Raw genomic sequence first — 22,454 nt, forward strand, 5'->3', positions numbered from 1 at the left:
ATGCTTTTATGACGGTCTGGCACATGTTTTTGAGTAGTGTCAGGGTCGGAAGTCATCCCACTGGTCGCGGCTATCATCGCACTCGGTGTCGGGTCGCAGATACTGTCCGATAAGTTCCAGGTACCGAGTGTCCTGTTCCTCATCCTCTCCGGCATCGTGCTGGGGCCGGAAGGTGCGGGACTCATCACGCCGAGCGCGTTCGGCCTCGACGCCCTCTCCGCCATCGTCGGCCTCTCAGTCGCCATCATCGTCTTTGAGGGCGCGTTCCACCTGAAGTGGGAGAAACTCCGCGAGGCCCCCGGGGAGACCTTACGGCTCGTGACTATCGGCGCGGCTATCGCGCTCGTCGGCACCGCCATCGCCGTGCACTTCCTGCTCGGAGTGGGCTGGGACCTCTCCTTCCTCATCGGCGCGCTGCTCGTCGCGACGGGCCCAACGGTCATCACGCCGATACTCGAAGTCGTCCCCGTCCGCGACCGCGTCGGCGCGGCGATGGAGACCGAGGGCGTCGTGAACGACGTGACCGCCGCCATTCTCGCCATCGTCGTGTTCGAAGTGGTGAACCCGAGCCACGCGTCGATGGGGCTCGTGCAGTCGTTCGCGTCCCGTCTCGGAACCGGTATCGCCATCGGCGTGTTCGTCGCCGGTGTCGTCTGGTATCTCCTCCGGCAGGTCGATCTCTCAGCGGGCGGCGCGGTGCAGAACGCCCGACTGCTCGTACTCGCCGGCGCGCTCGTCGCGTACGCGGCCGCCAACTACCTGTTCTCCGAAGCCGGTATCGCGGCGGTCGCGACCGCCGGCATCATCCTCGGGAACGCCGACCTCCCCTACGAGGAGGAGATAGAGACGTTCAAGGGCGACATCACGCTCATCGTGCTGTCGTTCGTCTTCATCGCGCTCGCCGCGCTCCTCCAGTTCGAGGACCTCCTCCGGCTCGGGCTCGGCGGCATCGGCGTCGCCGTCCTCGTCGCGGTCGTCATCCGGCCGATCGCCGTGTTCGCATCCACGTACGGCGACCGCTACACCGTCTCCGAGCGCGCGTTCATGAGCGCGGTCGGCCCGCGCGGCATCATTCCCGCGTCCGTCGCGACCCTGTTCGCCGTCCAACTCCAGAACGCCGGCCAGGAGCTCGCGGCGAGCACGCTCGTCGGCACCGTCTTCCTCGTCATCCTCCTCACGGTCGTCTTCGAAGGCGGCCCGGCCCGGCAGATCGCTGAAGTACTCGACATCATACCCATGCGCGTCATCATCGTCGGCGGCGGCACCGTCGGTCGAGCGCTCGCGGAGCGCCTCGAAGACCGCGGTGAGAACGTCGTCATCATCGAATCGGACGAATCGATAATCGAAATCGCACGCAACGACGGCTTCACCGTCCACCAGGGCGACGGTACCGACACCGACGTCCTTCGGAAGGCCGGCGCGGAAAAAGCCAAAATCATGGTCGCCGCGACCGGCGACGACGACGCGAACCTCCTCGTCAGCCAGCTCGCGGACTCCAAGTTCGACATCGAGACCGTCATCGCTCGCGCGAACAACCCCGACAACGTCGACGCGTTCGAGGACCTCGGCGTCCGCACCGTCTCCAGCGCGATGGCGACTGCGTGGGGTATCGACAACCTCATTGAGCGTCCCGCGCTCGCGAACTGGATGACCGAAATCGGCCGCTCCGGCGACGTGCAGGAGATCGAGGTCACCGCGGACGACCTCGTCGGCATGACCATCGACGAACTCGACGAACAGCTCCCGAACGGCTGCATCATCGCCCTCGTCGGCCGCGGCGGCGAGAACGAGGTGCCGGACCGCGACCGCACCCTCCAGAAGGGCGACCACCTCACCTTCCTCGGCCGGAAGGAGGCCGTGCGCGAGGCGCTCGACATGTGCCACCCGCGCGACCAACCCTAGATTTAGGGCGTTCTCCCGGGTACTATCGCTCGTGTCGGACGACCTCGCGCGAGCGCTCACTCGCGTCAGGCCCGGCGACCGCGCACACGCCACCACCGACAGCAGACGCTACACCGCCGTCGTCACCGCCACCGAACGCGACGACGCGACCGTCCGCGTGACCGCCGTCCCCGAATCCGGCGACCAGTGGCTCGAACTCCGCGCGACCCGCGCCGACGACGAGTGGACGCCACCGACCGTCCACCGACTCCAGCACCCCGACGACGACTGGACGGAACTCGGCCCGCTCGTCACGCTGGACGTGGACTGACCTATCGGTTCCGGCCCTGGTGTGCCGTCTTCTCCCACGTATGGTCGTTCAGGTACGTCTGTTTCATCGCGCGGAGTTCCGCGCCCCACAACAGCACCCAGTACGGCAAGGTCGCGAGCGCGACGACTGGTGCGCGCGCCGCGCGAATAGTAGTCCTCCGCTCAGACACGAGCACGTACCCGAGAACGTACACCGCTAGCATCTCGATGGCGAACGCGAGCGAGAGGGAGAGAACGGCTCCAATACCGAGGCTGAGACGGTGGCTGACAGCGTTCGCGACCATCGCGAGAATGACAATGCCGGCGATGTTCACGGGGGCGAGATGCGGGAGGATTGACTGCGTTGTCGTGTGTATGCGTGCCCGAAGCCCCGACGGTGGATTCCGGATGTACTGAACGAACGTGTACACTTTCCCCTTCTGCCAGCGGGTTCGCTGTCGAACCCAGGCGTTCACGGCCACTGGGGACTCTTCCCGGGTCGTGACGTCAAGGAGCGCGAGGTCGTAGCCTTCCAGCCAGAGGAACAACCCGAGTTCGAAATCTTCGGTGACGTTCTGTGGCCCCCACGGAACCCACTTTGGGGCGTTCTCTCCAAGCACGTCGTCGTAGATGTCTTGTCGCCGGTGGCTCACGTTTTCGAGGACGGTTCGTCGGACGAAGTTCGTCGTTCCACCGAGCGGAACAGGATACCCGACGTAGTGGAACGCCGGCAGCAGGAGACGGTACCAGTAGGCGTACTCCGCGCGGAACACGAGGTTACGCCAACCGTCGCCCTCGTTCACCATGTCGAGTTTCCCTTGGGCGTAGTCCACGCCCGTCGTGACGAACGCGTAGCTCGCGGCGCGAAACACGTCCGGGTCGACGATGTCTTCCGCGTCGACTACCCCCACCACGTCGCCGTCAGTGTGGGCGAACCCGTAGTTGAGCGCGCGGGGCTTGTTCGGTTCGCCCGGATAGTCCGCTGGCACTACCAGTCGGTCGAACGCCCCCTTGATGTCGTCAAGCGCGCGCATCGTCTCGTTGTCATCAGGTTCGAGGAGAACAGTCACAGTCAGTCGTCCGGGATAGTCGGCGTTCAGCACCGACCGAACCGACTGCGATATCACGGTGGGTTCCTCGTAGGCGGGAATGAGCACGTCAATACTCGGGAGGTCGGCGTCGGCGGGCGGCCACGCGGCTGGCGGACGCGCGTACACGTCGCGAGACGCGCCGACGACGGGGGCAGCGATGTAGAACTGGACGAACGGATAGAGATGATAGAAGTTCACGCCGGTCCACACTGTACCGAACACCACCGCGGTCACAGTAATTAGCTCGTACTGCCCCATCTGTCGAAACCACAGACGGCCTACAATCTAAACGTTCCTGATATGTGGTGCGTGTGACAGGGCTGGTTCCCGAGGTGAGTGTACGTGCCCCCTCTCAGAAATCCAGAAAAACCCCGTTCGCAGCGGATGCTCGGATTACTTGCGCTCGAACGTGATTGCCGCGCCCTGCCCGAAGCCCACGCAGAGGGTGGCGAGTCCCTTCTCGGCATCGCGTTTCTGCATCTCGTGGATGAGTGTGACGGGGAGGCGCGCACCGGAGGCACCCAGCGGGTGGCCGATGGCGATCGCGCCACCGTTCACGTTGAACTTGTCGTCGTCCACGCCGAGTTTGCGCTGGCTGTACAGCGTCTGGGACGCGAACGCCTCGTTCAGTTCCACGAGGTCGAACTCCTCGATATCCTCGCCGGTGCGTTCGAGGAGGCCCTGCGTGGCGGGGACGGGACCGACGCCCATGATGGTCGGATCGACGCCCGCGACGTTGTTGTCGCCGACGTACGCGAGGATGTCGAGGTCGTGTTCCTCCGCGAACTCCTCGCTCGTCACGAGCGTCGCGGCCGCGCCGTCCGAAATCTGGCTCGCGTTCCCGGGCGTGACCGTGCCGTCGCTCTTGAACACGGTGGGGAGGCCGCCGAGCGTTTCGAGGTCGGTGTCGGGGCGGATGCCCTCGTCCTCGGAGACGACGCCGTCCGGCGTCTCGACGGGAACGATTTCGTCGTCGAACCGACCGGACTCGGTGGCTTCCGCGGCGCGCTGATGGCTGCGGAGCGCGTACTCGTCCTGCTCCTCGCGGGACACATCGAACTCCTCGGACACCTTCTCCGCGGTCATCCCCATCTGGAGGTCGGGGACGTTGTACTTCTCCGCGAGTTCCGGGTGGAGGTCGTTGTAGGAGTCGCCGCCCATCGGGACGCGACTCATGTTCTCCACGCCGCCCGCGATGATGGCGTCACGCTGGCCCGCACGCACGGCGTCGCTCGCGCTGATGACGGCCTGCATCGAGGACGCACACCAGCGGTTGATGGTGGTCGCGGGCGTGCCCTCGCCGAGTTCGGAGAGCAACGCGATGACGCGCGCGACGTTGTTGTCCTGCTCGGTGCGCTGCTGCGCGACCCCCCACATCAGGTCGTCGATGTGCTCGGACTCGAGTCCGGTCTCGTCGAGGATGTGGTCGATGAGCGTCACCGAGAGGTCTTCGCTGCGCGTGTCCGCGAACACGCCGCCCTCCTTGCCTTGTGGCGTTCGGACGGCCTTCGCGACGACTGGCGTGGGCATTTCTCCCATGCCTCCGTCTCGCTCCCACAGGGCCTTAAGCCTGCCACAACGGGCCGTGAGTTCCGAGACGTTTCTTCGCTGCGGTCACGGCGACCGACTATAGGCACGCGAGTAGTACGCGATGACCGGGACGCCCGCGATAGTCGGCCACAGCCACGCGAGCACGCCGAGGGCCGGAGTGAGGTTCACCGCGGACACCGCGCTGACGGTCGCGACGAACGCGCCGAGCATCCGCTGGAGGTGTGCCACCCGCCACTCGCCGTGTCCCTCGGCCGCGCGGAAGGACCGTGCGTCCGCGACGCCGAATCCGACGCCGATGGCGCCGAACACTCCCATCACCGCCCCGAACGCGTCCCCGTCTGCGAGCCTGACGACCCCCCAGCCGCCGAGCGCGAGACACGCGACGACGACGCCCGTGGCGGCGGTCCAGTCGACGGCGTGCGCGTCGTCGCTCGGGCGCTTCCGGGAGAGCGCGCGATAGCCGGAGAACGCGAGGTAGCCGCTGAACACGGCGACGAGCGCGAGAAACACCCTGAACGCGCTCGGAGCGACCGCGAGCAGCGCGAACACAGTGACGACGACCACCGCCATCGACCGCACGAACGCCCGTCCCGCGAAGCGGTGTCGTCGTCCGCCCTTCGTGGTCGCTATCGCGCCTGCTCCCGCCGCGACCGCGACGACTCCCGCGGCGATGTGAATCCAGAGCGTCCAGTCTTCGAGCGTCGCCATACGGAGCCCTCACCGACCGCTCCCATAAGAATTCGGTCGCCCGGACCGCAGGCGGTCGAACGCAGAGGAAAAACGGTTTATCGGGCGCCGCGTTACGCGAACGCATGCGTCGGTCCCTCCGCCGTCTCTCCCGCCCGCTCCCCGCCCTCCTCGCCGTGAGCGCGCTCGCGCTCGCGGTCCGCCTCTACGACCTCGGACATCGAGTCGCCCACCAGGACGAGTCCCGGGTCGCGGACTGGATCCTCCAGTACATGGCGATGGGAACCTGGGAGTACCGCCCAATCATCCACGGGCCGTTCCTCCCGCACGCGAACGGCGTGCTGTTCGACCTGCTCGGGCCCTCCGACTTCGTGATGCGCCTCCTCCCCGCACTCGCGGGTGCGCTCCTCCCGCTCGCGGCGCTCCTCTACCGCACGCGGTTGCGGGACGACGAGACGATAGCGCTCGGCCTCCTGCTCGCCGCGAACCCGATCCTCCTCTACTACAGCCGCTTCATGCGGAACGACCTCATGCTCGCCGCCGTGATGTTCGCGGCGGTCGGCTGCTTCGTCCGCGCGTGGGACACCAAGCGCCTGCGCTGGCTCCCCGTCGCCGCGTTCCTCTTCGCGCTCGGGTTCACGATGAAGGAGAACGCCTTGCTCTATCCGGTCGCGTGGCTCGGCGCGCTCGTCCTCGTCGCCGACGCCCGCGTCGTCACCGGCGACCGCGGCTGGGCCGGCCGCGCCGTTGCGGGCGCACGCCGCGTCTACGGCTGGGTCCTCGCACTGGTCGACGTGCTCGTCGGCGGCCCGCGCGACCCCGACCACGGACTCACCGCGCACGTCCGCGGCGGCCTGCGCGCCGCACTCCGGAACCCGGTGGTGCGGTACGTCCCGCTCGCGCTCTTCCTCGTCGCGGAAGCCCTGCTCGTCGTCGTCCTGTTCTACGCGCCGAAACCCGACCTCTGGACCGCGCTCTCCGGCGGCCGCCCCCTCATTCCGGTTCTCCGTGAGGCGACCCTGGGCGTCTGGTTCGAGTTCCTCGGCACGTGGGGCGGCGCGGAGATGCACGCGCATTCCGTCGTCCAGTTCCTCGGCCTGCTCATCGAACTCACTATCTTCGGCGCACCGTCCCTTCTCCCGCTCGCGATTGTCGGGTTCGTCTACGACCGCTACACCGACGCGTCGCCCCGCGACATCGTCTCCTTCTGCGCGTACTGGGGGTTCGCGTCCATCTTCGGGTACGCCGCCATCACGGACATCATGGCCGGCTGGACGGCGATTCACGCGGTCGTCCCGCTCGCCGTCCCCGCCGCCGTCGCGCTCGCCGCGCTCTACCGGATGGGCCGGACGGCGTTCGCCACTGACCGGCCGTCGCTCGCCGCGGGCGTCGTCGCCGCGCTCGCGCTCAGCGCCGCGATGACCGGCGGCGTCGCGGCCGGCGCGTCCTTCACGTACGACCAGTCGACGGAGAACCCGCTCGTCCAGTACGCCCAGCCGGGCGGCGACATGAAACCCGTCCTCGACGACATCCGCGAGGCCTCCCAGTCGAACGACGGCGTGGACGTGCTGTTCTACGGCGACAAGTTCCACAACCCCACGGGGAGCCACGAGTTCACCATCAACGACTGGGACGTCCCCGGTGACACGGGCGGCGCGTACCCCGGGTGGTTCGAGCGCCTCCCGCTCCCGTGGTACCTCGACCAGTACGGGTCGAACGTGACGAGCGTCCAGTCCGTCAGTGGGTTCCCCGACTCGCCGCCGCCGGTCGTCATCACGCTCGACCGCGACAGCGACGACATCGAGGAGCGCCTCGACGGCTACGCGCGCTACACGTTCCCGCGCTACCTCACGTCCGGGCACGGCGACCTCGCCATCTACGTCCGCGAAGAGTGACGCTCCCGGCGACGGTCTTAAGCGGGTCGCACGGCAAGGGTAGGCGATGAGCGAAAGGGCGCTCGACGTCATCGAAGTTCTCCTCACCGCTCGCGTCTACGGGCGGACGCCGAGTCTCGACGAGGACGACCTCCCACCCCACCTCCGGGAGGCGTTCTGGGCCGAGGACGGCGTTCCGGACTCCCCGACGGTGAACGAGGAAACCGTTCGCGAGGCCACGGGCATCAGCGAGCCGTGGGAGGAGATTTCGGGACTGATGTTCACCGACCGCGACACGTTCAGCGGGCGGTTGAACCTCGTGAACGACGACATGGCGCGCGAGTGGTACGACGAGCGGGCGGACGCCGACCGATTGAACCGGAACCCGGCGCTCGCACACGAGTTCGAGGACCGAGAGGGCGTGGACTACGAGGCGGCACGCGAGGAGAACCGGCCCGTGCGCGCGGACCCGCAGTGGATCGACGGCCTGCTCGCCGAGTTCTTCGACGAGGAGGACGAGGAGATGCTCGACCTCGTGGAAGTCCGCGCGCCCTCGGAGATCGACGTGACGATGGACGACCTCGTGCTCACGCCGGAGCAGGAGGCCGAAATCGGGAAGGTCGGGAAGGCGATCGAGCACCGCGACTTCCTCGCCGAGGTCGGCCTGTACGAGATCGGGAAACTGCTCTTCGTCGGCCCGCCCGGCACGGGGAAGACCTCCACGGCGAAAGCGCTCGCGCACAGCCTTGACCTCCCGTTCGTCGAGGTGAAACTCTCGATGATAACGAGCCAGTACCTCGGTGAGACGGCGAAGAACGTCGATAAGGTGTTCGAGGTCGCGCGCCGGCTCTCGCCCTGCATCTTCTTCATCGACGAGTTCGACTTCGTCGCGAAAACCCGGAGTTCGGACGAGCACGCGGCCATCAAGCGCGCCGTCAACACGCTCCTGAAGAGTATCGACGAGATCAGTCTCATTCGGGACGAAGTCCTCCTCATCGGTGCGACGAACCACCCGGACGACCTGGATTCCGCGGTGTGGCGGCGGTTCGACGAGATTCTCGCGTTCCCGAACCCCTCGGAGCCGATGCGGGCGGACATCCTCCGCCTCATCACGCACGACATGGAAATCGAGGACTTCGACCCCGACGAAATCGCGGCGAAGACCGACGGCCTCACCGGGAGCGACCTCCGCCTCGTGATGCGCGAGGCCGTGCTCGACGCGCTGACGGAGGACCGGACGACGCTCACCCAGGCGGACTTGCTGGGCGCGGTCGAACAGTTCGAGGAGCGCGACCACCTCCGCAACCTCGACAACCTGGAGGACGCGCTCACGCACGGCGACGACCCCGACGGGAGCGAGGACGCGACCGAATCGGGGGACGCACACGACCACGTGCACACGCACTAGATGCGCGTCACACTCCTCGGGACGGGCGACACGACCGGCACGCCCACCCCGGGGTGTGACTGCGACACCTGCCAGGCGGCACGGGAGCGCGGCGTCGAACGAACTCGGTTTTCGGTGCACGTCGAGAACGAACGCACGGGCGAATCACTCCTCCTCGACGCGAGCCCGGACTTCCGCCACCAGTTCCTCACGCAGGACGTGTCGCTCCCGAACGAAGTTGTCATCACCCACGTGCACTTCGACCACCTCGACGGCCTCGGGAACGCGTACCGACTCGTCGACAGCCTCCCCGTGCACGCGGCGACCGAACGCGACCCCGAGACGGGGACCTCGGTCGCGGGCACCGTCCGCGAGAAGTACGACTACCTCGACCCAGTCACCGTCCACGGACACGCGCCCGGTGAGACGTTCCGAGCGGCGGGGTTGGACGTGACGCTCGTCCCCGTCGACCACCCGCCGCTCGTGTGTTACGGCGTGGTCGTGCAGGACCCGGAGACGGGCGCGAAACTCTCGCTCACGGGTGACACGAGCTACGACGTGCCGACGAAGTCTCGGGACGCGCTGCGGGGCGCGGACCTCCTGCTCGCGGACGCGATCGTCCCCGCCGCGCTCTGCGACCACCACCCGATGGGCGGCCGGCACGAGGACGGCGACGGGGTTCCGCGGACGTTCGGTACGAAACACATGACGCGGGAGGGCGCGCTCTCGCTCGCCGACGAACTCGACGCGGACGAGACCCGCCTGGTGCACGTTTCGCACTTCTATCCGGAAGACGAGGCGTTCGACGACGCGCTCGCTATCGACGGCGAAACGTTCGATATATAGATTTTTTCACGCGGCGCATCGATGTCCGCGTATGCCCGGCCCCGTCTTCCTCCGCGGCGACGCCGTGACCCTCCGACCGCCCGAACGCGACGACCTCGCGTTCGTGAAGCGCGCTATGAACGACCCTCGCGTGTGGCGGCCCGCGCTCGACGTGACCCCGACGAACGACGAACAGGTGACAGAGTTCTTCGAGACGGTGCTCTCGAACGAGTCGGACGTACACGTGCTCGCGTGCGACGGCGACGACCCGCTCGGAATCCTTTCACTCACGACGTCGAAGTACGGGCCGTCGGAGACCTCCCGCGCCCGCTCCGCCGAACTCGCGTACTGGTTCGCGCCCGCCCACCACGGCGAAGGCTACGCGGGCGACGCCGCGCGCGAACTCGTCCGATACGCGTTCGAGGACCGCAACCTCCGCCGACTCGAAGCGGACGTGGGCGCGTTCAACGACGCGTCGAGCGGACTCCTCGAATCACTCGGATTCGAACAGGAAGGGACGCGTCGGGAGGCCGCGTGGTACCGCGGCGACTACCACGACATGTACGTCTACGGACTGCTCCGCTCGGACTGGGCGGCTCCAACGGCGTAGCCGAGCCACGCCGTGGACGGCCGCGTAATCCAGTTCACCCCCACTTGTCGAGGCCGGCCTGCGTGCGCTTCTCGCCCGCGTCGGGCGTCCACGCCGTCCGCGCCGCGCGCTCCCCGTCGAGGTCGGCGTCGGGCGCGTCCCCCGGTTCGTAGCCGGGGCAGTCCGCGCCGCACTCGCTCGCGGCGTCCACCAGCCGGTCCTTGAACGCGCAGTACGGGAGCGTCTCGACACCTGCCTCGTGGCCGAGTCGGCTCTCCGCGCACGCCGGGAGGCCGTACGTCCGCCAGCCCTTCCCGAACGCGCGCTCCGCCAGCCGACGCCGCTTCGCCGCCTTCTCCTCGGGAGACACGAACTCGACCCTCGTTTCGAGTCCGCGCTCATCCAGGATTTCGACGCCCGGCGCGTCGGGGTCGAGCGGCGTCGCCTCCCGCACGACTTCCACGGGGTCGTCGCGCTCGAAGTCCACGCGCCACACCCCGACGGCGGGCGGAATCCGGTTCAGGTGCGCGCGCGTCACGTAGGACTCCGTCGCGAGCACGACTTCGTCGAGGAGGGCGAGGGCGGCGTCGTGCCGCAGTTGGAAGTCGAGGTCGCCGGGCGTCCCGAGGTCCGGCTTGTTCTCGATACCGACGAGTCGCCCGTGCCAGTCGTCGGGGTAGCGCGCGACCTGCCGCACGACCCGCTGTCCGTTCTTCCGGTCGAGTTCGAGGAAGCCCGCGTCAGCGCCAGCTTCGGCCAGCCGGTGCGCGCGCTCCGGCGGCCCGTCGAACGCGTTCGCGACGCGCCGCCACCGCCCGACGCCCACGTCCGCGTCCAGCACGCCCGCCGGGATTTCATGTGGTGTCAACGCCACGCGGTCGTCGAAGGCGGGGCCGGGCGCGACCGTCACCACGTCCAGAATCCTGTTTCCGGTCCCGTGAACGCTCGCGCCGAGCTGCCGGCTCACGACCGCTTCGCGTGCTTCGAGATGGGCGCAGAGCCGGAGTTCGAACGCGAACTCGCGCATACCCTCTCGTACCTCGTCGCGGCGGAAAAGCTAGTCGGCGATGACGGCGGCCGCGGCGCCGCCGAGTATCATCGGGAAGAGGTAGGTGGCGACGCGGTGGACGAGCGCGGCCGCGGCGACGACGCCCGCGGGGACGGGCGCGAGCGTGGAGACGACGAGTACGAGCAGGGCTTCGAGCCCGCCGAGACCGCCGGGGATTGGGACGACGGCGGCGAGGTCGCCGACGGGAATCGCGACCAGCGCGACGACGAACGGTATCGTGTAGCCGAGCGCGTAGAGCGAACTCCAGAGCGAGGCGGCGAGCGCGAGCCAGCCGAGCGCGGAGAACCCGACGGCGAGCAGGAGGCCGCGGCGGTCGGCGGCGACGCGGTCGATGGCGACGAAGAACTCCGCCACCCGGGCCTCCACCGCGTCCGCGTCCGGCGTGCTGATTCGGGGGACGACGCGGCCGACGAGGCGCGCGACGGGTGCGACGGCGCGGGCGACGCCGCGCTCGACGCGCTCGCGATTCGTCCACGCGAGGTAGACGAGGACGGGCAGGCCGACCGCGAGGACGGCGACGGCCGCCGCGACCAGCGTGAGTCGGTCGCCGAGCGTCGCGGTCGCGGCGAGGTAGCCGAACCCCGCGACGCCCAGGGTGAGCGAGGGAACGAAGTGGAGGGCGTCCACGCTCGAAATCGCCGCGAACCCCGTGCCGTACTCCACGTCCGTCTCTCGGGAGATGAGGTAGGCGCTGAACGGCTCGCCGCCGGCCTGCCCGAACGGCGTGACGTTGTTCGCGAACGCCGTCGAGGCGTACACCGCGACCGCGCGCGGCACGCTCACGTCCCGGCCGAGCACGCGGAGGACGGTGCGGAGGCTGAGCGCCCACGCGACCAGCCAGCACGCCGCGGCCGCCGCGACGAGGAGGAGGCGGCGCGGGCGCGTCCGAGAGAGTGCGTCGAGGACTGTTCCGACGCCGACGACCCACAGCAGGAGGGCGGTGACGAGGGCTCCCGCGAGGAAGCCGACGACCACCGACCTGGTTTCGACGGGAGTGTCCACGCCCCCGTCTGGGGACGGCGGCGGGATGTAGCTGACGGGCGTCGAACTGTAACAGTAGGTTTATCAGGCGCTCGGGGCGAAAATCACGCAAGATTACTCAATGGCCCAAAACAATCGACAACCGGAGGTGAACATCGGCCTCGTCGGACACGTCGACCACGGGAAAACGACGCTCGTGCGTTCGCTGTCCGGCGAATGGACCGACCAGCACTCCGAGGAGATGAAGCGCGGCATCTCCATCCGACTCGGGTACGCGGACGCGACGTTCCGCAAGTGCCCCGAATGCGATGAACCCGAGGCGTTCACCGTCGAGGAGACCTGTCCCGAACACGACGTGGAGACCGACGTTCTCCGCACGGTCTCGTTCGTCGACGCGCCCGGGCACGAGACGCTGATGGCGACGATGCTCTCCGGCGCGGCGCTGATGGACGGCGCGGTGCTCGTCGTCTCCGCGAACGAACCCGTCCCGCAGCCGCAGACGGAAGAGCACCTGATGGCGCTCGACATCATCGGCATCGAGAACGTCGTCATCGCGCAGAACAAGGTCGACCTCGTGGACGCCGAACAGGCCCGCGAGAACTACGAACAGATTCAGGAGTTCGTCTCGGGAACCGTCGCCGAGGACGCGCCCATCGTCCCTGTGAGCGCCGAACAGGACATCAACACGGACCTCGTCATCGACGCCATCGAGCGCGAGATTCCGACGCCCGAGCGCGACCCGGACGCGGACCCCGAGATGTTCGTCGCGCGCTCCTTCGACATCAACCGCCCCGGCACCACCTGGGAGGGCCTCCAGGGCGGCGTCGTCGGCGGCAGCCTCGTCGAGGGAGAACTCGAAGCGGGCGACGACTTCGAGATTCGGCCCGGCCGCGAAGTGGACGAGGGCGGCGAGACCGAGTGGCGCCCAATCACCACCGAAGTCCGGTCGATTCAGGCCGGCGGCGAGATGGTGGACGCGGCGACCCCCGGCGGCCTCCTCGGCGTCGGAACCGGTCTCGACCCCTCGCTGACGAAGGGCGACGCGCTCGCCGGCCAGGTCGCCGGCCACCCCGACGCGCTCCCGCCCGTCTGGAACGACTTCACGATGAGCGTCGAACTCCTCGAACGCCTCGTCGGCGCGGAGGAAGGCGAGACGGTTGACCCCATCAACACGGGCGAACCCCTGATGCTCACCGTCGGCACCGCCACCACCGTCGGCGCGGTCACGAGCGCCCGGGACGGCGAATGCGAAGTCCAACTCAAACGCCCCGTCTGCGCGAAAGAGGGCTCGAAGATCGCCATCAACCGCCGCGTCGGCGCGCGCTGGCGGCTCATCGGCGTCGGAACGCTGGACGGATGACGCGAGTGGCCGTGGACGCGAACGCGCTGATGATGCCCGTCGAAGCCGGCGTTCGGCTGTTCGACGAACTCGACCGCCTCGTCGGCACGTACGACGCGGTCGTCCCCGAACCCGTGCTCGCCGAACTCGACTCCCTCTCGGAGTCGGGCGGCGAGGAGGGGCGGGCGGCCAGCGTGGGCGCGGACCTCGCGGCCCGCTGCAGTACGATAGCGACGACGGAACCGTACGCGGACGACGCACTCCACGCGCTCGGCGAGTCCGGCGCGGTCGACGCGGTCGTCACGAACGACGCCCCCTTGAAGGAACGCCTGCTGGACGCGGGCGTGCCAGTAATTCATTTACGGGGCCGGAATCAACTCACACGCACTCAACCATAGATGTACAAGCGAGCACGCCTCACGGACACGATCGAAGTTCCCCCAGAACACCTGGCGGACGTCACGCCCGACCTGGTGAAACGACTCCTACAGGACAAACTCGAGGGCCGGATGGACGAGGACCTCGGCAGCATCGTCACCGTCACCGACGTCCACGACATCGGCGACGGCGCGGTGCTCCCGAACCGGCCGGGCGTCTACTACGAGGCCGAGTTCGACGCGCTCGCGTTCGACCCCGAGATGCAGGAAGTCATCGACGGCGAAATCGTCGAGGTCGTGAACTTCGGCGCGTTCGTCGGTATCGGGCCCGTCGACGGCCTGCTGCACGTCAGCCAGATTTCGGACGAGTACCTCGCGTACGACGAGGAGAACCAGCAGCTCGCGTCCCGCGAGTCGAATCAGGTGCTCGGCGTCGGCGACTCCGTTCGGGCGCGCATCGTCACGAAGAGCATCGACGAGCGCAACCCCCGCGAGTCCAAAATCGGGCTCACGGCGAAGCAGCCCGGGCTGGGCAAGCACGGCTGGCTGCAGGAGAAGCGCGAGGAAGAGGAGGGCCGGTAGATGGCGTCGAACCGACTGGCGTGCCACGACTGCCACCGCATCGTGGAGCCGGACGAGGAGACGTGTCCCTACTGCGGGTCGAACTCGCTCACCGAGGACTGGGCGGGCTACGTCGTCATCACGCACCCCGAGCAGTCCGAAATCGCTGAGAAGATGGAAGTTACGGAAGCGGGCGAGTACGCGCTCAAGGTCCGATAGTGCCCCGAACGGTCGCTCGACTCCCGAAGTCCGCGCGCGCGGAGTTCAAAGAGCCGCTCGGCCGCATCTACACGGACACGCAGGCCTTGCTCGCGGACGCCGGGAGTCCCGTTATCGCCGTCGGCGACGTGGTCACCTATCACCTCGAACGCGCGGGAGCGACGCCGCACGTCTCCGTGGTGGACGGCCGGACCGAGCGCGAGGCGGTCGACGAGGAAATCGTCGAAGGGCTTCCGGACGCGGACACGGACGTGCACGCGGCGTCCGACCCGGGGACGCTCTCTCACGACCTCGTCGAGGCGCTCGTCGCCGCCATCGGCCGCAACGAGACGACGCTGCTCGTCGTCGACGGCGAGGAGGACCTCGCGTCGCTCCCCGCCGTCGTCGCCGCGCCCGTCGGCGCGAGCGTGGTGTACGGCCAGCCCGGCGAGGGAATGGTGCTCGTGAACGTGGACAGCGAGCGCAAGGAGCAAGTGCGGGAGCTTCTCGGACTATTGGAGACCGAGGACGCGTTCTGGCGGCTGCTGGACTCGTAGGGGGCTTCGAAATCCTTTTGAGCGAACCGAGACAAGTGAGGGACAACTGACCATGGAAATCGACATTCTGGAGCAGGACGACAACCCCCTGCTCCACCGGACCGAGGTCTCGTTCGAAATCACTCACGAGGACGCGTCTCCCTCCCGTCTCTCCGTTCGCGACAGTCTCGCGGCGCAGCTCGACAAGAACTCGGACGAGGTCGTCGTGCACAGCCTCGACACGAAGTTCGGGATGCGGAAGACCGTCGGGTACGCGAAAGTGTACGACTCCGCCGAGTCGGCCGTGGACGTCGAGCAGGACTACATGCTCGACCGGAACAAGATCTCCGCCGAGTCCGAGGACGGCGCGGACGCCGCGGAAGCCGAGGGTGAGGAGTAATGGCGCGAAACGAGTACTACGAGGACGGCGAGCTGACGAAGGAAGAGTGCCCCCGCTGCGGGGATACGTTCCTCGCGGACCACGGTGACCGCCAGCACTGCGGGAAGTGCGGGTACACCGAGTGGAACTGAGGTAACTCGTTTTCGATGCGCGTTCTCGGCGTCGAGGGAACCGCGTGGTGTGCGAGCGCGGCCGTGTACGAGACCACCGACCTGCAGGACTCGTCGGCCGGGTCGGTGACGATTCACTCGGACGCCTACCAGCCCGCGGAAGGCGGTATTCATCCGCGCGAGGCCGCCGAACATATGCGGGACGCGATTCCCGGCGTCGTCGCGGACGCGCTCGACACCGCCGACGGCCCCATCGACGCGGTTGCGTTCTCGCGCGGCCCCGGACTCGGCCCGTGTCTCCGCATCGTCGCGACGGCCGCACGGTCGCTCGCGCAGTCGCTCGACGTGCCGCTGGTGGGCGTGAACCACATGGTCGCGCACCTCGAAGTCGGCCGGCACTACGCGGGGTTCGACGCGCCCGTCTGCCTCAACGCCTCGGGCGCGAACGCGCACGTGCTCGGCTTCCACAACGGCCGATACCGCGTGCTCGGCGAGACGATGGACACCGGCGTCGGGAACGCCCTCGATAAGTTCACGCGCCACCTCGACTGGAGCCACCCCGGCGGCCCGAAAGTCGAGGAACACGCGAAACAGGGCGAGTACGTCGACCTCCCGTACGTCGTGAAGGGCATGGACTTCTCCTTCTCCGGCATCATGTCCGCGGCGAAGGACGAGGTGGACGACGGCACGCCCGTCGACGACGTCTGCCGCGGCCTCGAAGAGACCGTGTTCGGGATGCTCACCGAGGTCGCGGAGCGCGCGCTCGGCCTCACCGGCCGCGACGAACTCGTCCTCGGCGGCGGCGTCGGCCAGAACGCCCGCCTCCGCCGAATGCTCGAATCGATGTGCGAGCAACGCGGCGCGGAGTTCTACGCGCCCGGACCCCGATTCCTCCGGGACAACGCCGGCATGATAGCCGTGCTCGGCGCGAAAATGTACGACGCCGGCGACACCCTTCCCATCGCGGAGTCGGCGGTGGACTCGAACTATCGACCGGACGAGGTCCCCGTCACGTGGCGCGACCGCGAAACGAGCGTCCTCCAGCCAGCAGGCGCAGCGGACGTGCAGGGCGCGGAAGCCGTCGTCTCCCTCGGCGACACGGTGACGAAACACCGCCAGCCCAAAGCGTACCGGCACGCCGCACTCGACGCTCGCCTCCGCCGCGACCGAACCGTTCTGGAGGCCCGACTGACGAGCGAGGCGCGACGCGTCGGCGTCCCCACGCCCGTCGTGTTCGACGTGGACGTGCCCGAGAGCACCATCGAACTCGAACACGTCGGCCGTGCCGACCTCCGGGACGCACTCACCGAGCACACCGTTCGCGAGACCGCGCGCCACCTCGCCGCGATTCACGACGCCGGGTTCGTGCACGGCGACCCGACCACGCGGAACGCGCGCGTCGCGACCACTCCCGACGGCGACCGTGTCTATCTCATCGACTTCGGCCTCGGGTACTACACGGACGACGTGGAGGACTACGCGATGGACGTCCACGTGTTCCAGCAGAGCCTCGCCGGCACCGCCACCGACCCCGACCCGCTCCTCGCCGCGACGGAGGACGCGTACCGCGACCACGGCGACCCCGACGTTCTCGACCAACTCGACGAGATTCTGGGCCGCGGCCGCTATCGCTCCCCAAACTGATTTAGTCCGCCTCTCCGTATCCTGTGGTATGTCTGAGAAACCGTCGTCCGGCGAACTGTTCGGCGTGCCGTACAACTTCGACCGTCCGTCGCTCTCCAACCTCCTGTCCGCGTACTGGCAGCCCGGCGAGGGGATGCTCGTGGAGAAACCGTTCGGCATCGGGTACACGCTGAACCTCGCGAACTGGCGGTCCTGGGTCGTGCTCGCTGTCGCCGGCGTCCTCCTCTACCAGCAGCAGTCCGGCGACGAGAGCGAGGACGGCGTCGTGGACGAGGCGGTCGAGGTCGTCGTGGACGAGTAACCGACGGCGTTTTTCTCCCCGCCCGTCCAGGAGGCGTATGAAGTTCGTCACGACCAACCCGGGGAAGGTACGGGAGGCCCGCGAGTACCTCGCTGACATCACGACAGTCGAGCAGTTCGACTACGACTACACGGAGATTCAGAGCGACAGCCTCGCGGACATCGCCGCCGCGGGCGCGGAGGAAGCGTTCGAGGCCGCGGGCGGCGACGAATCAGTCATCGTGGACGACGCCGGGATGTTCGTGGAGGAACTCGACGGCTTCCCCGGGCCGTATTCTTCCTACGTTGAGGACACACTCGGCATCGACCGCGTCTGGACGCTCGCGCAATCGCTGGACGACCGCCGCGCCGCCTTCCGCTGTACGGTCGCGTACGCCGATGGCGACACCGTGGAGACGTTCGACGGCGCGGTTTCGGGAACCGTCGTCGCGCCGCGCGGGTCGGGTGGGTTCGGGTACGACCCGATCTTCGAGCACGACGGCGAGACGTTCGCGGAGATGGCTACCGAGAAGAAGAACGCGCTCAGCCACCGCGGCCGCGCGCTCGCCAAACTCGCCGACTGGCTCGCCGAGAACTGAAACGCGACGCGAGACCCCGCCGCTATGCGACGACTTCGAACGGCGTCGTTATCGCGGCGCTCTCGTCACCAATGCCGTAGTAGGCGAACCGGTAGCGCCCCGGCCGAACGCCGTCGCAGATGTGGTAGTCGTCCTCGACGCCCTCCATCGTCTCCTCCCTGACCGTGAACGTCCACGTCAGGCCGTCGCCCGGTTCGTGAACGAGCGCCTGGTCGGTCAACGCGACCGTCCCGTCCATCCAGAGAACCGACCGCCAGCCCTCCTCGGTCCGCTCCTGAACGTCGTACTTCGCCGCGATTCCCGTGTACGCTTCCTGCGCGCTCTCGTTAGTCAGCGTCACTCGTACCTCGTCGCCGTACTGCAGCGAATCGCTGTTCGTCGTCAGTCGCCACTCCCGCCACGGACTCCCGTAACTCCCCCGAAAACGCGTCCAGGCGGTGATATCGCTCCCCGCACGCCGTCGGATTCGGGTCCCGGCTGAGACAGCCGGCCGCGAGCCCGAGTGCGCCGAGCGTCGCGGACAGAAGGTGCCGTCTCCGCATGTTCGACTACTTAGATACGTGACTGTTTTGCTATTTCGCCCCAACTGGGGTTGCCGAGGATTCATACGGGAAGCCGCGACCAGACCGGGCGTGCAGTAACGCCCGTGGACGGGGAGGACGCGAAACCCGGCGGCACGCTCCCCGTCCGACGCGATGTGCCGCCGTGGTAGCCTTATGCCCGCGGGTCGCGGTCGGGGCCGGGGTACTCGCCGTCCCCGACGACGGGGTAGAGTCGCTCGGGGTCGAACAGCCGGGCGAACGCGTCCGGGGACTTCACGCTCGTCGTCACGTACTTCTTCAGCGACGCGTTCGCCGACACAGTTCGGAGGCTGTCGTCGAACGTCACGAGGTGCGCGGCGTCGCCGTGGTACGCGCACGCCAGCGCCGGATGGTCGCCCTCGGGGTGCTCGACGAACTCGCCGAGTTCACCGATTCGGTCGCGCCACGCGTCCGCGAGGTCGGCGTCCGCGAGGTCGGTGATGACCGCTTCGGCGTCGTCCAGCAGCGGGTCGCTCACGACGAGCGTCGTCCACGAGTGCGCGCGCACGTGGTCGAGCGCGTCCCGCGCCGCGCCGCCACAGAGCAGGTCAGCGGCGAGCACGTCCGCGTCCGCGACGACGGTCGCGGGGTCCGGCTCGTCACTCATCCCGCTGGTCGTCGAGCGCCGCGCGCACCTCCGGCTCGCTGACCGCGTACGGGTCTGCGGCGTCGAACAGCTCCCGCCACGTCATGACGTCTGGCGCATGAACCCGTGGATTTCCTCTCGGTACGTCTCGGGTTCGAGGCCGAGGTCCACGTCCACCGACACGGTGATCGCTTCGGAGACGTCCTGACTCACGGAGCGCGCGAAGTTCTCGTCGACCCACGCGCCGCCCGCGACGAGCGCGTAGTCGCCGTGGTGCCAGACCGCGAGGTCGCCCCGAACGGGAAGAGTGCCGCCGTCGATGGTCACGGTGTCGCCGTTCTCGATGGGGAACTCGAACGTCGGCACCTCGTAGGCGGCCTCGTACTTGGTGAGGCTCGCGGACTCCCCAGTGTCTACGTCGAACCACTCGGTGCCGGCGCGCTGCACGTCCGTCAGTCCGGCCTCGGTGAGGCGGTCGCGGAACTGTTCGCGCGCGCTCGCCTCCACTTCGTTCAGCACTTCCTCGCGGCCGACGCCCCCCGGGAGCTCCGCGACGTCCGGACTGAAGTCGATGCGCGTCGCGGAGAACAGCGCGAGTCGGCCCGACACCCGGCCGAGCGTCGCGTCCTGTATCCGGGAGTTCAGCGCGCTGTCCGTGTACGTCGTCGTGTAGCCCTTCGCGGTGAACGTCACCGGGCCGTACGACTGCTCGATGAGCGTGCGTTGGTTCGAATCGGTCTGCTCCCAGCCCGCGTTCTGCATCGCGTCCGCGGGTACGTCCGGCGGCGAGACCGAGGCTTTCGCGAGCGTCGAGCAGCCCGCGAGGCCCGCGAGACCGAGGCCGGCGGTCGTCCCGAGTAGCGTTCGGCGGTCCATACTCGCTGTAGGACGCCCATACCCTAAGTCTGTTCGACGGCCGCTGTTCCCGACCGGGTACGTGAGTGTTCGGGTGAGCGACGGAGTTTAACCCCTCGGTGTGGTATGGCGTACCGATGAGTTCAGACCGGTTGACCGTATCGCTCGACGAGGACGCCCGGGAGGCGCTCGACACGATTACGAGTAAGACTGACCGTTCGCAGAGCGAACTGGTGCGGCGGGCGCTCACGTTCTACGCCGCGAACTACGAGGCGGCGAGCACGGACAGTTCGGAGAAACTGGAGGAGTACTACAAGATGCTCACCGGGGGCGAGCACGTCCTGCTCGACATCGACTTCCTCCACTGTTTCCTCGACCACGTTCAGGAGGACGGGGAGCCGATGCCGGAGTTCGTCGCGGACGCGGACCAGGTCTCGGATTATCACGCGCAGGAGTACGTGGACCGCTTCGATTCGCTGGACGAACTCCTAGAGTGGCTGTCGCTCTGCGGGTTTCTGACGGTTCGGCGGACGACGGAGAACACCTACCACATCGTTTTCCCGTCGGCGGATATCCGGTGGTTCATGACGCGATTCATCGAGCGGAGCGTCGAACCGCTCCCGTTCGACGTGACGATCAATCCCGGTGTCGCGAAGGTCCTGCTCGTCGAGGAGTAGTCTGGACGAACGGTCATTTCTCTGCCGGTCCGAGCAGTTTTCGTACTGTCTTCGCACCGTCTCATACTCGGTTCGCACCCGTTCACACGAACGGTGCGTGGTGTGTGCAGTCCTCACAAGTACCACTAAGTGGGTGCTTTGGCAGTGGTACTCTATGGCACACGACGACGATTCGTTCGCCGACCGCCTGACCCGTCGCCGGGCAATGCGTCTCGGTGGCGCCGCCGGAGCCGCCGGTCTGACGGGACTCGCGGGCTGTCTCGACAGTCTCCAGAACAGCGGGAACAACAGCAGCGGAACCATCGACGTTGGCGCGGTCATCCCGTTCAGCGGGGACCTCAGCGACTTCGGCACGCCGATGCAGAACGCGCTCCGGATGGCGCGCGAGGACATCAATGCCGCGGGCGGCCCGCTCGGCCGCGAACTCGAACTCCACTTCGAGGACTCCACGTCGTCCTCGACGGAGGGCGTGAACGCCGCGAACAAACTCGTGGACACCACGGGCGTGAACGCGCTGTTCGGCGCGGTGTCGTCCGGCGTCACCATCAGTATCGCGCAGTCCGTCTCGATTCCGAAGGAGACGGTTCACATCACGCCCGCGTCCTCGTCGCCCGTCATCAGCACGCTCGACGACGACGATTACGTCTGGCGTACTCGGACGAACGACCGGTTCGTCGCGAAGGTGATGGCGATGATCGCGGAGCAGAACGACGCCAGCAAGGCGGCCGTCCTCTACATCAACAACGACTTCGGGTCCGCGCTCGCGGACGTGTTCTCCTCGTCGTTCGACGGCGAGGTCACCGCCGAAGTCGGGTACGAGTCCGGGCAGTCCTCCTACCAGCAGCTCCTCTCCGAGTTGTTCGCGGACGATCCCGAGTTCGTCGCGTTCGCCGGCTACCCCGAGTCCGGGACGACGATTCTCTCCCAGTGGGAGGAGGAGGGCTACGGCGGGAACTGGATCCTCCACACGAGCCTGCTCTCGGACGACGTGATCAACAACGTCGGCGCGGACGTGATGAACGGGATGTACGGCGTTCGCACGAAACCGCCGAGCGGGAGCGCGACGGAGAACTTCGTGAGCGACTACAATTCCGCGTATCCGGACGCGCAGTTGTTCTCGCCGTACTCGTGGAACTCCTACGACGCGCTCATCTCGTGGGCGCTCGCCGCGCACGCCGCGGGCACGCCGGAGTCGCCCGAGGTCAAGAAACAGCTCCGCCCGGTCGCCACCCCGCCCGGTGAGGCGGTCGGGTACGACGGCTTCGAGTCCGGCGTGAGCCTGCTCGACGACGACACCGAGATAGATTACAGCGGACCGAGCGGGAACGTGAACTACGATTCGAACGGCGACGTGGCGAGCGACATGGTCATCGTGCAGGTCGAGGACGGCGAGTTCGTCGACCAAGAGACCATCCCCGCGGAAGACCTCACCTAACGCACACCCCGTTTTCATGTTCGCACTCTCTCA

Annotated in this window: 26 protein-coding genes; 18 read left to right on the forward strand and 8 right to left on the reverse strand. The window is 67.7% G+C overall.

The annotated features are described in order from the left end of the window. Positions 1-36 precede the first annotated feature (36 nt). Entirely contained in the window at positions 37-1,902 is a 1,866-nt protein-coding gene (locus ACOZ4O_RS09145) for a cation:proton antiporter (RefSeq protein WP_424525003.1), read from the forward strand. A gap of 31 nt (positions 1,903-1,933) precedes the next feature. After that, positions 1,934-2,212, forward strand: coding sequence for a hypothetical protein (locus ACOZ4O_RS09150; protein WP_424525004.1), 279 nt, complete (start codon positions 1,934-1,936; stop codon positions 2,210-2,212). A 1-nt stretch (position 2,213) separates the two neighbouring features. On the opposite strand, the gene ACOZ4O_RS09155 is transcribed toward ACOZ4O_RS09150, so the two are convergent. The 3 genes from ACOZ4O_RS09155 to ACOZ4O_RS09165 all read right to left on the reverse strand — a co-directional run bounded on the left by ACOZ4O_RS09155 (position 2,214) and on the right by ACOZ4O_RS09165 (position 5,540). Beyond that, positions 2,214-3,539 carry a glycosyltransferase gene (locus ACOZ4O_RS09155; protein ID WP_424525005.1) on the reverse strand — a complete coding sequence of 442 codons (1,326 nt, stop codon included), beginning with the start codon at positions 3,537-3,539 and terminating at the stop codon, positions 2,214-2,216. Between the two features lie 135 nt (positions 3,540-3,674). Then, a complete protein-coding gene (locus ACOZ4O_RS09160) occupies positions 3,675-4,820 on the reverse strand; it encodes a thiolase family protein (RefSeq protein ID WP_424525006.1) in 1,146 nt (381 codons plus the stop codon). 75 nt (positions 4,821-4,895) lie between these two features. Then, positions 4,896-5,540: a hypothetical protein gene (locus ACOZ4O_RS09165; RefSeq protein ID WP_424525007.1), complete on the reverse strand. Its 645-nt coding sequence runs from the start codon at positions 5,538-5,540 to the stop codon at positions 4,896-4,898. 104 nt (positions 5,541-5,644) lie between these two features. Between ACOZ4O_RS09165 and ACOZ4O_RS09170 the strand changes: the two genes are divergently transcribed. Genes ACOZ4O_RS09170 through ACOZ4O_RS09185 form a run of 4 tightly spaced genes read left to right on the forward strand, consistent with a single transcriptional unit; the run spans position 5,645 to position 10,215 of the window. After that, positions 5,645-7,414 carry a flippase activity-associated protein Agl23 gene (locus tag ACOZ4O_RS09170; RefSeq protein ID WP_424525008.1) on the forward strand — a complete coding sequence of 590 codons (1,770 nt, stop codon included), beginning with the start codon at positions 5,645-5,647 and terminating at the stop codon, positions 7,412-7,414. 46 nt (positions 7,415-7,460) lie between these two features. Next, on the forward strand, positions 7,461-8,801 hold the full coding sequence (locus tag ACOZ4O_RS09175; protein WP_424525009.1) for an ATP-binding protein: 1,341 nt from the start codon (positions 7,461-7,463) through the stop codon (positions 8,799-8,801). Continuing rightward, positions 8,802-9,626 (forward strand): MBL fold metallo-hydrolase, encoded by an 825-nt coding sequence (locus ACOZ4O_RS09180; protein WP_424525010.1) that lies wholly within the window; start codon positions 8,802-8,804, stop codon positions 9,624-9,626. It begins immediately after the preceding gene. 31 nt (positions 9,627-9,657) lie between these two features. Further along, positions 9,658-10,215, forward strand: a complete 558-nt coding sequence (locus ACOZ4O_RS09185; RefSeq protein ID WP_424525011.1) for a GNAT family N-acetyltransferase — start codon at positions 9,658-9,660, stop codon at positions 10,213-10,215. A gap of 34 nt (positions 10,216-10,249) precedes the next feature. On the opposite strand, the gene ACOZ4O_RS09190 is transcribed toward ACOZ4O_RS09185, so the two are convergent. After that, the gene (locus ACOZ4O_RS09190) at positions 10,250-11,221 is read right to left on the reverse strand and encodes a DUF5787 family protein (protein WP_424525012.1); all 972 of its coding nucleotides are present in this window, start codon (positions 11,219-11,221) and stop codon (positions 10,250-10,252) included. A 30-nt stretch (positions 11,222-11,251) separates the two neighbouring features. Beyond that, a complete protein-coding gene (locus ACOZ4O_RS09195) occupies positions 11,252-12,265 on the reverse strand; it encodes a lysylphosphatidylglycerol synthase transmembrane domain-containing protein (RefSeq protein WP_424525013.1) in 1,014 nt (337 codons plus the stop codon). A gap of 100 nt (positions 12,266-12,365) precedes the next feature. Here ACOZ4O_RS09195 and ACOZ4O_RS09200 point away from each other — a divergent pair, with 100 nt between their 5' ends. The 10 genes from ACOZ4O_RS09200 to rdgB are packed head-to-tail and all read left to right on the forward strand — an operon-like array spanning position 12,366 to position 18,287. Continuing rightward, positions 12,366-13,604 (forward strand): translation initiation factor IF-2 subunit gamma, encoded by a 1,239-nt coding sequence (locus ACOZ4O_RS09200; protein WP_424525014.1) that lies wholly within the window; start codon positions 12,366-12,368, stop codon positions 13,602-13,604. After that, entirely contained in the window at positions 13,601-13,981 is a 381-nt protein-coding gene (locus ACOZ4O_RS09205; RefSeq protein ID WP_424525015.1) for a twitching motility protein PilT, read from the forward strand. The genes ACOZ4O_RS09200 and ACOZ4O_RS09205 overlap by 4 nt, the downstream gene beginning before the upstream one ends. After that, positions 13,982-14,542, forward strand: coding sequence for a DNA-directed RNA polymerase (locus ACOZ4O_RS09210; protein ID WP_424525016.1), 561 nt, complete (start codon positions 13,982-13,984; stop codon positions 14,540-14,542). Continuing rightward, a complete protein-coding gene (gene spt4, locus ACOZ4O_RS09215; protein WP_330990493.1) occupies positions 14,543-14,740 on the forward strand; it encodes a transcription elongation factor subunit Spt4 in 198 nt (65 codons plus the stop codon). After that, positions 14,740-15,276 (forward strand): GTP-dependent dephospho-CoA kinase family protein, encoded by a 537-nt coding sequence (locus ACOZ4O_RS09220; RefSeq protein WP_424525017.1) that lies wholly within the window; start codon positions 14,740-14,742, stop codon positions 15,274-15,276. Before spt4 ends, ACOZ4O_RS09220 begins: the two co-directional genes overlap by 1 nt. A gap of 52 nt (positions 15,277-15,328) precedes the next feature. Further along, positions 15,329-15,655, forward strand: coding sequence for a 30S ribosomal protein S24e (locus ACOZ4O_RS09225; protein ID WP_424525018.1), 327 nt, complete (start codon positions 15,329-15,331; stop codon positions 15,653-15,655). Continuing rightward, positions 15,655-15,786 (forward strand): 30S ribosomal protein S27ae, encoded by a 132-nt coding sequence (locus tag ACOZ4O_RS09230; RefSeq protein ID WP_424525019.1) that lies wholly within the window; start codon positions 15,655-15,657, stop codon positions 15,784-15,786. Before ACOZ4O_RS09225 ends, ACOZ4O_RS09230 begins: the two co-directional genes overlap by 1 nt. A 15-nt stretch (positions 15,787-15,801) precedes the next feature. Further along, positions 15,802-17,409, forward strand: a complete 1,608-nt coding sequence (locus ACOZ4O_RS09235; RefSeq protein WP_424525020.1) for a bifunctional N(6)-L-threonylcarbamoyladenine synthase/serine/threonine protein kinase — start codon at positions 15,802-15,804, stop codon at positions 17,407-17,409. A gap of 28 nt (positions 17,410-17,437) precedes the next feature. Continuing rightward, positions 17,438-17,710 (forward strand): DUF5808 domain-containing protein, encoded by a 273-nt coding sequence (locus ACOZ4O_RS09240; protein ID WP_424525021.1) that lies wholly within the window; start codon positions 17,438-17,440, stop codon positions 17,708-17,710. A gap of 37 nt (positions 17,711-17,747) precedes the next feature. Next, on the forward strand, positions 17,748-18,287 hold the full coding sequence (gene rdgB, locus ACOZ4O_RS09245; RefSeq protein ID WP_424525022.1) for an RdgB/HAM1 family non-canonical purine NTP pyrophosphatase: 540 nt from the start codon (positions 17,748-17,750) through the stop codon (positions 18,285-18,287). Positions 18,288-18,309: 22 nt separating this feature from the next. Here the strand turns inward: rdgB and ACOZ4O_RS09250 are convergent, their stop codons facing one another. The 3 genes from ACOZ4O_RS09250 to ACOZ4O_RS09260 all read right to left on the reverse strand — a co-directional run bounded on the left by ACOZ4O_RS09250 (position 18,310) and on the right by ACOZ4O_RS09260 (position 20,330). Next, a complete protein-coding gene (locus ACOZ4O_RS09250) occupies positions 18,310-18,627 on the reverse strand; it encodes a hypothetical protein (protein WP_424525023.1) in 318 nt (105 codons plus the stop codon). Between the two features lie 374 nt (positions 18,628-19,001). Further along, positions 19,002-19,475 (reverse strand): DUF7384 family protein, encoded by a 474-nt coding sequence (locus ACOZ4O_RS09255; protein ID WP_424525024.1) that lies wholly within the window; start codon positions 19,473-19,475, stop codon positions 19,002-19,004. An 81-nt stretch (positions 19,476-19,556) separates the two neighbouring features. Beyond that, a complete protein-coding gene (locus tag ACOZ4O_RS09260) occupies positions 19,557-20,330 on the reverse strand; it encodes a hypothetical protein (RefSeq protein WP_424525025.1) in 774 nt (257 codons plus the stop codon). A gap of 116 nt (positions 20,331-20,446) precedes the next feature. Between ACOZ4O_RS09260 and ACOZ4O_RS09265 the strand changes: the two genes are divergently transcribed. Together ACOZ4O_RS09265 and ACOZ4O_RS09270 are read left to right on the forward strand one after the other, a co-directional pair. After that, on the forward strand, positions 20,447-20,986 hold the full coding sequence (locus tag ACOZ4O_RS09265) for a ribbon-helix-helix protein, CopG family (protein WP_424525026.1): 540 nt from the start codon (positions 20,447-20,449) through the stop codon (positions 20,984-20,986). A 154-nt stretch (positions 20,987-21,140) separates the two neighbouring features. Next, a complete protein-coding gene (locus ACOZ4O_RS09270; protein ID WP_424525027.1) occupies positions 21,141-22,421 on the forward strand; it encodes an ABC transporter substrate-binding protein in 1,281 nt (426 codons plus the stop codon). Positions 22,422-22,454: the final 33 nt, after the last annotated feature.

It is taken from the genome of Salarchaeum japonicum, from assembly GCF_049705945.1.
Classification (GTDB): Archaea; Halobacteriota; Halobacteria; order Halobacteriales; family Halobacteriaceae; genus Salarchaeum; species Salarchaeum japonicum_A.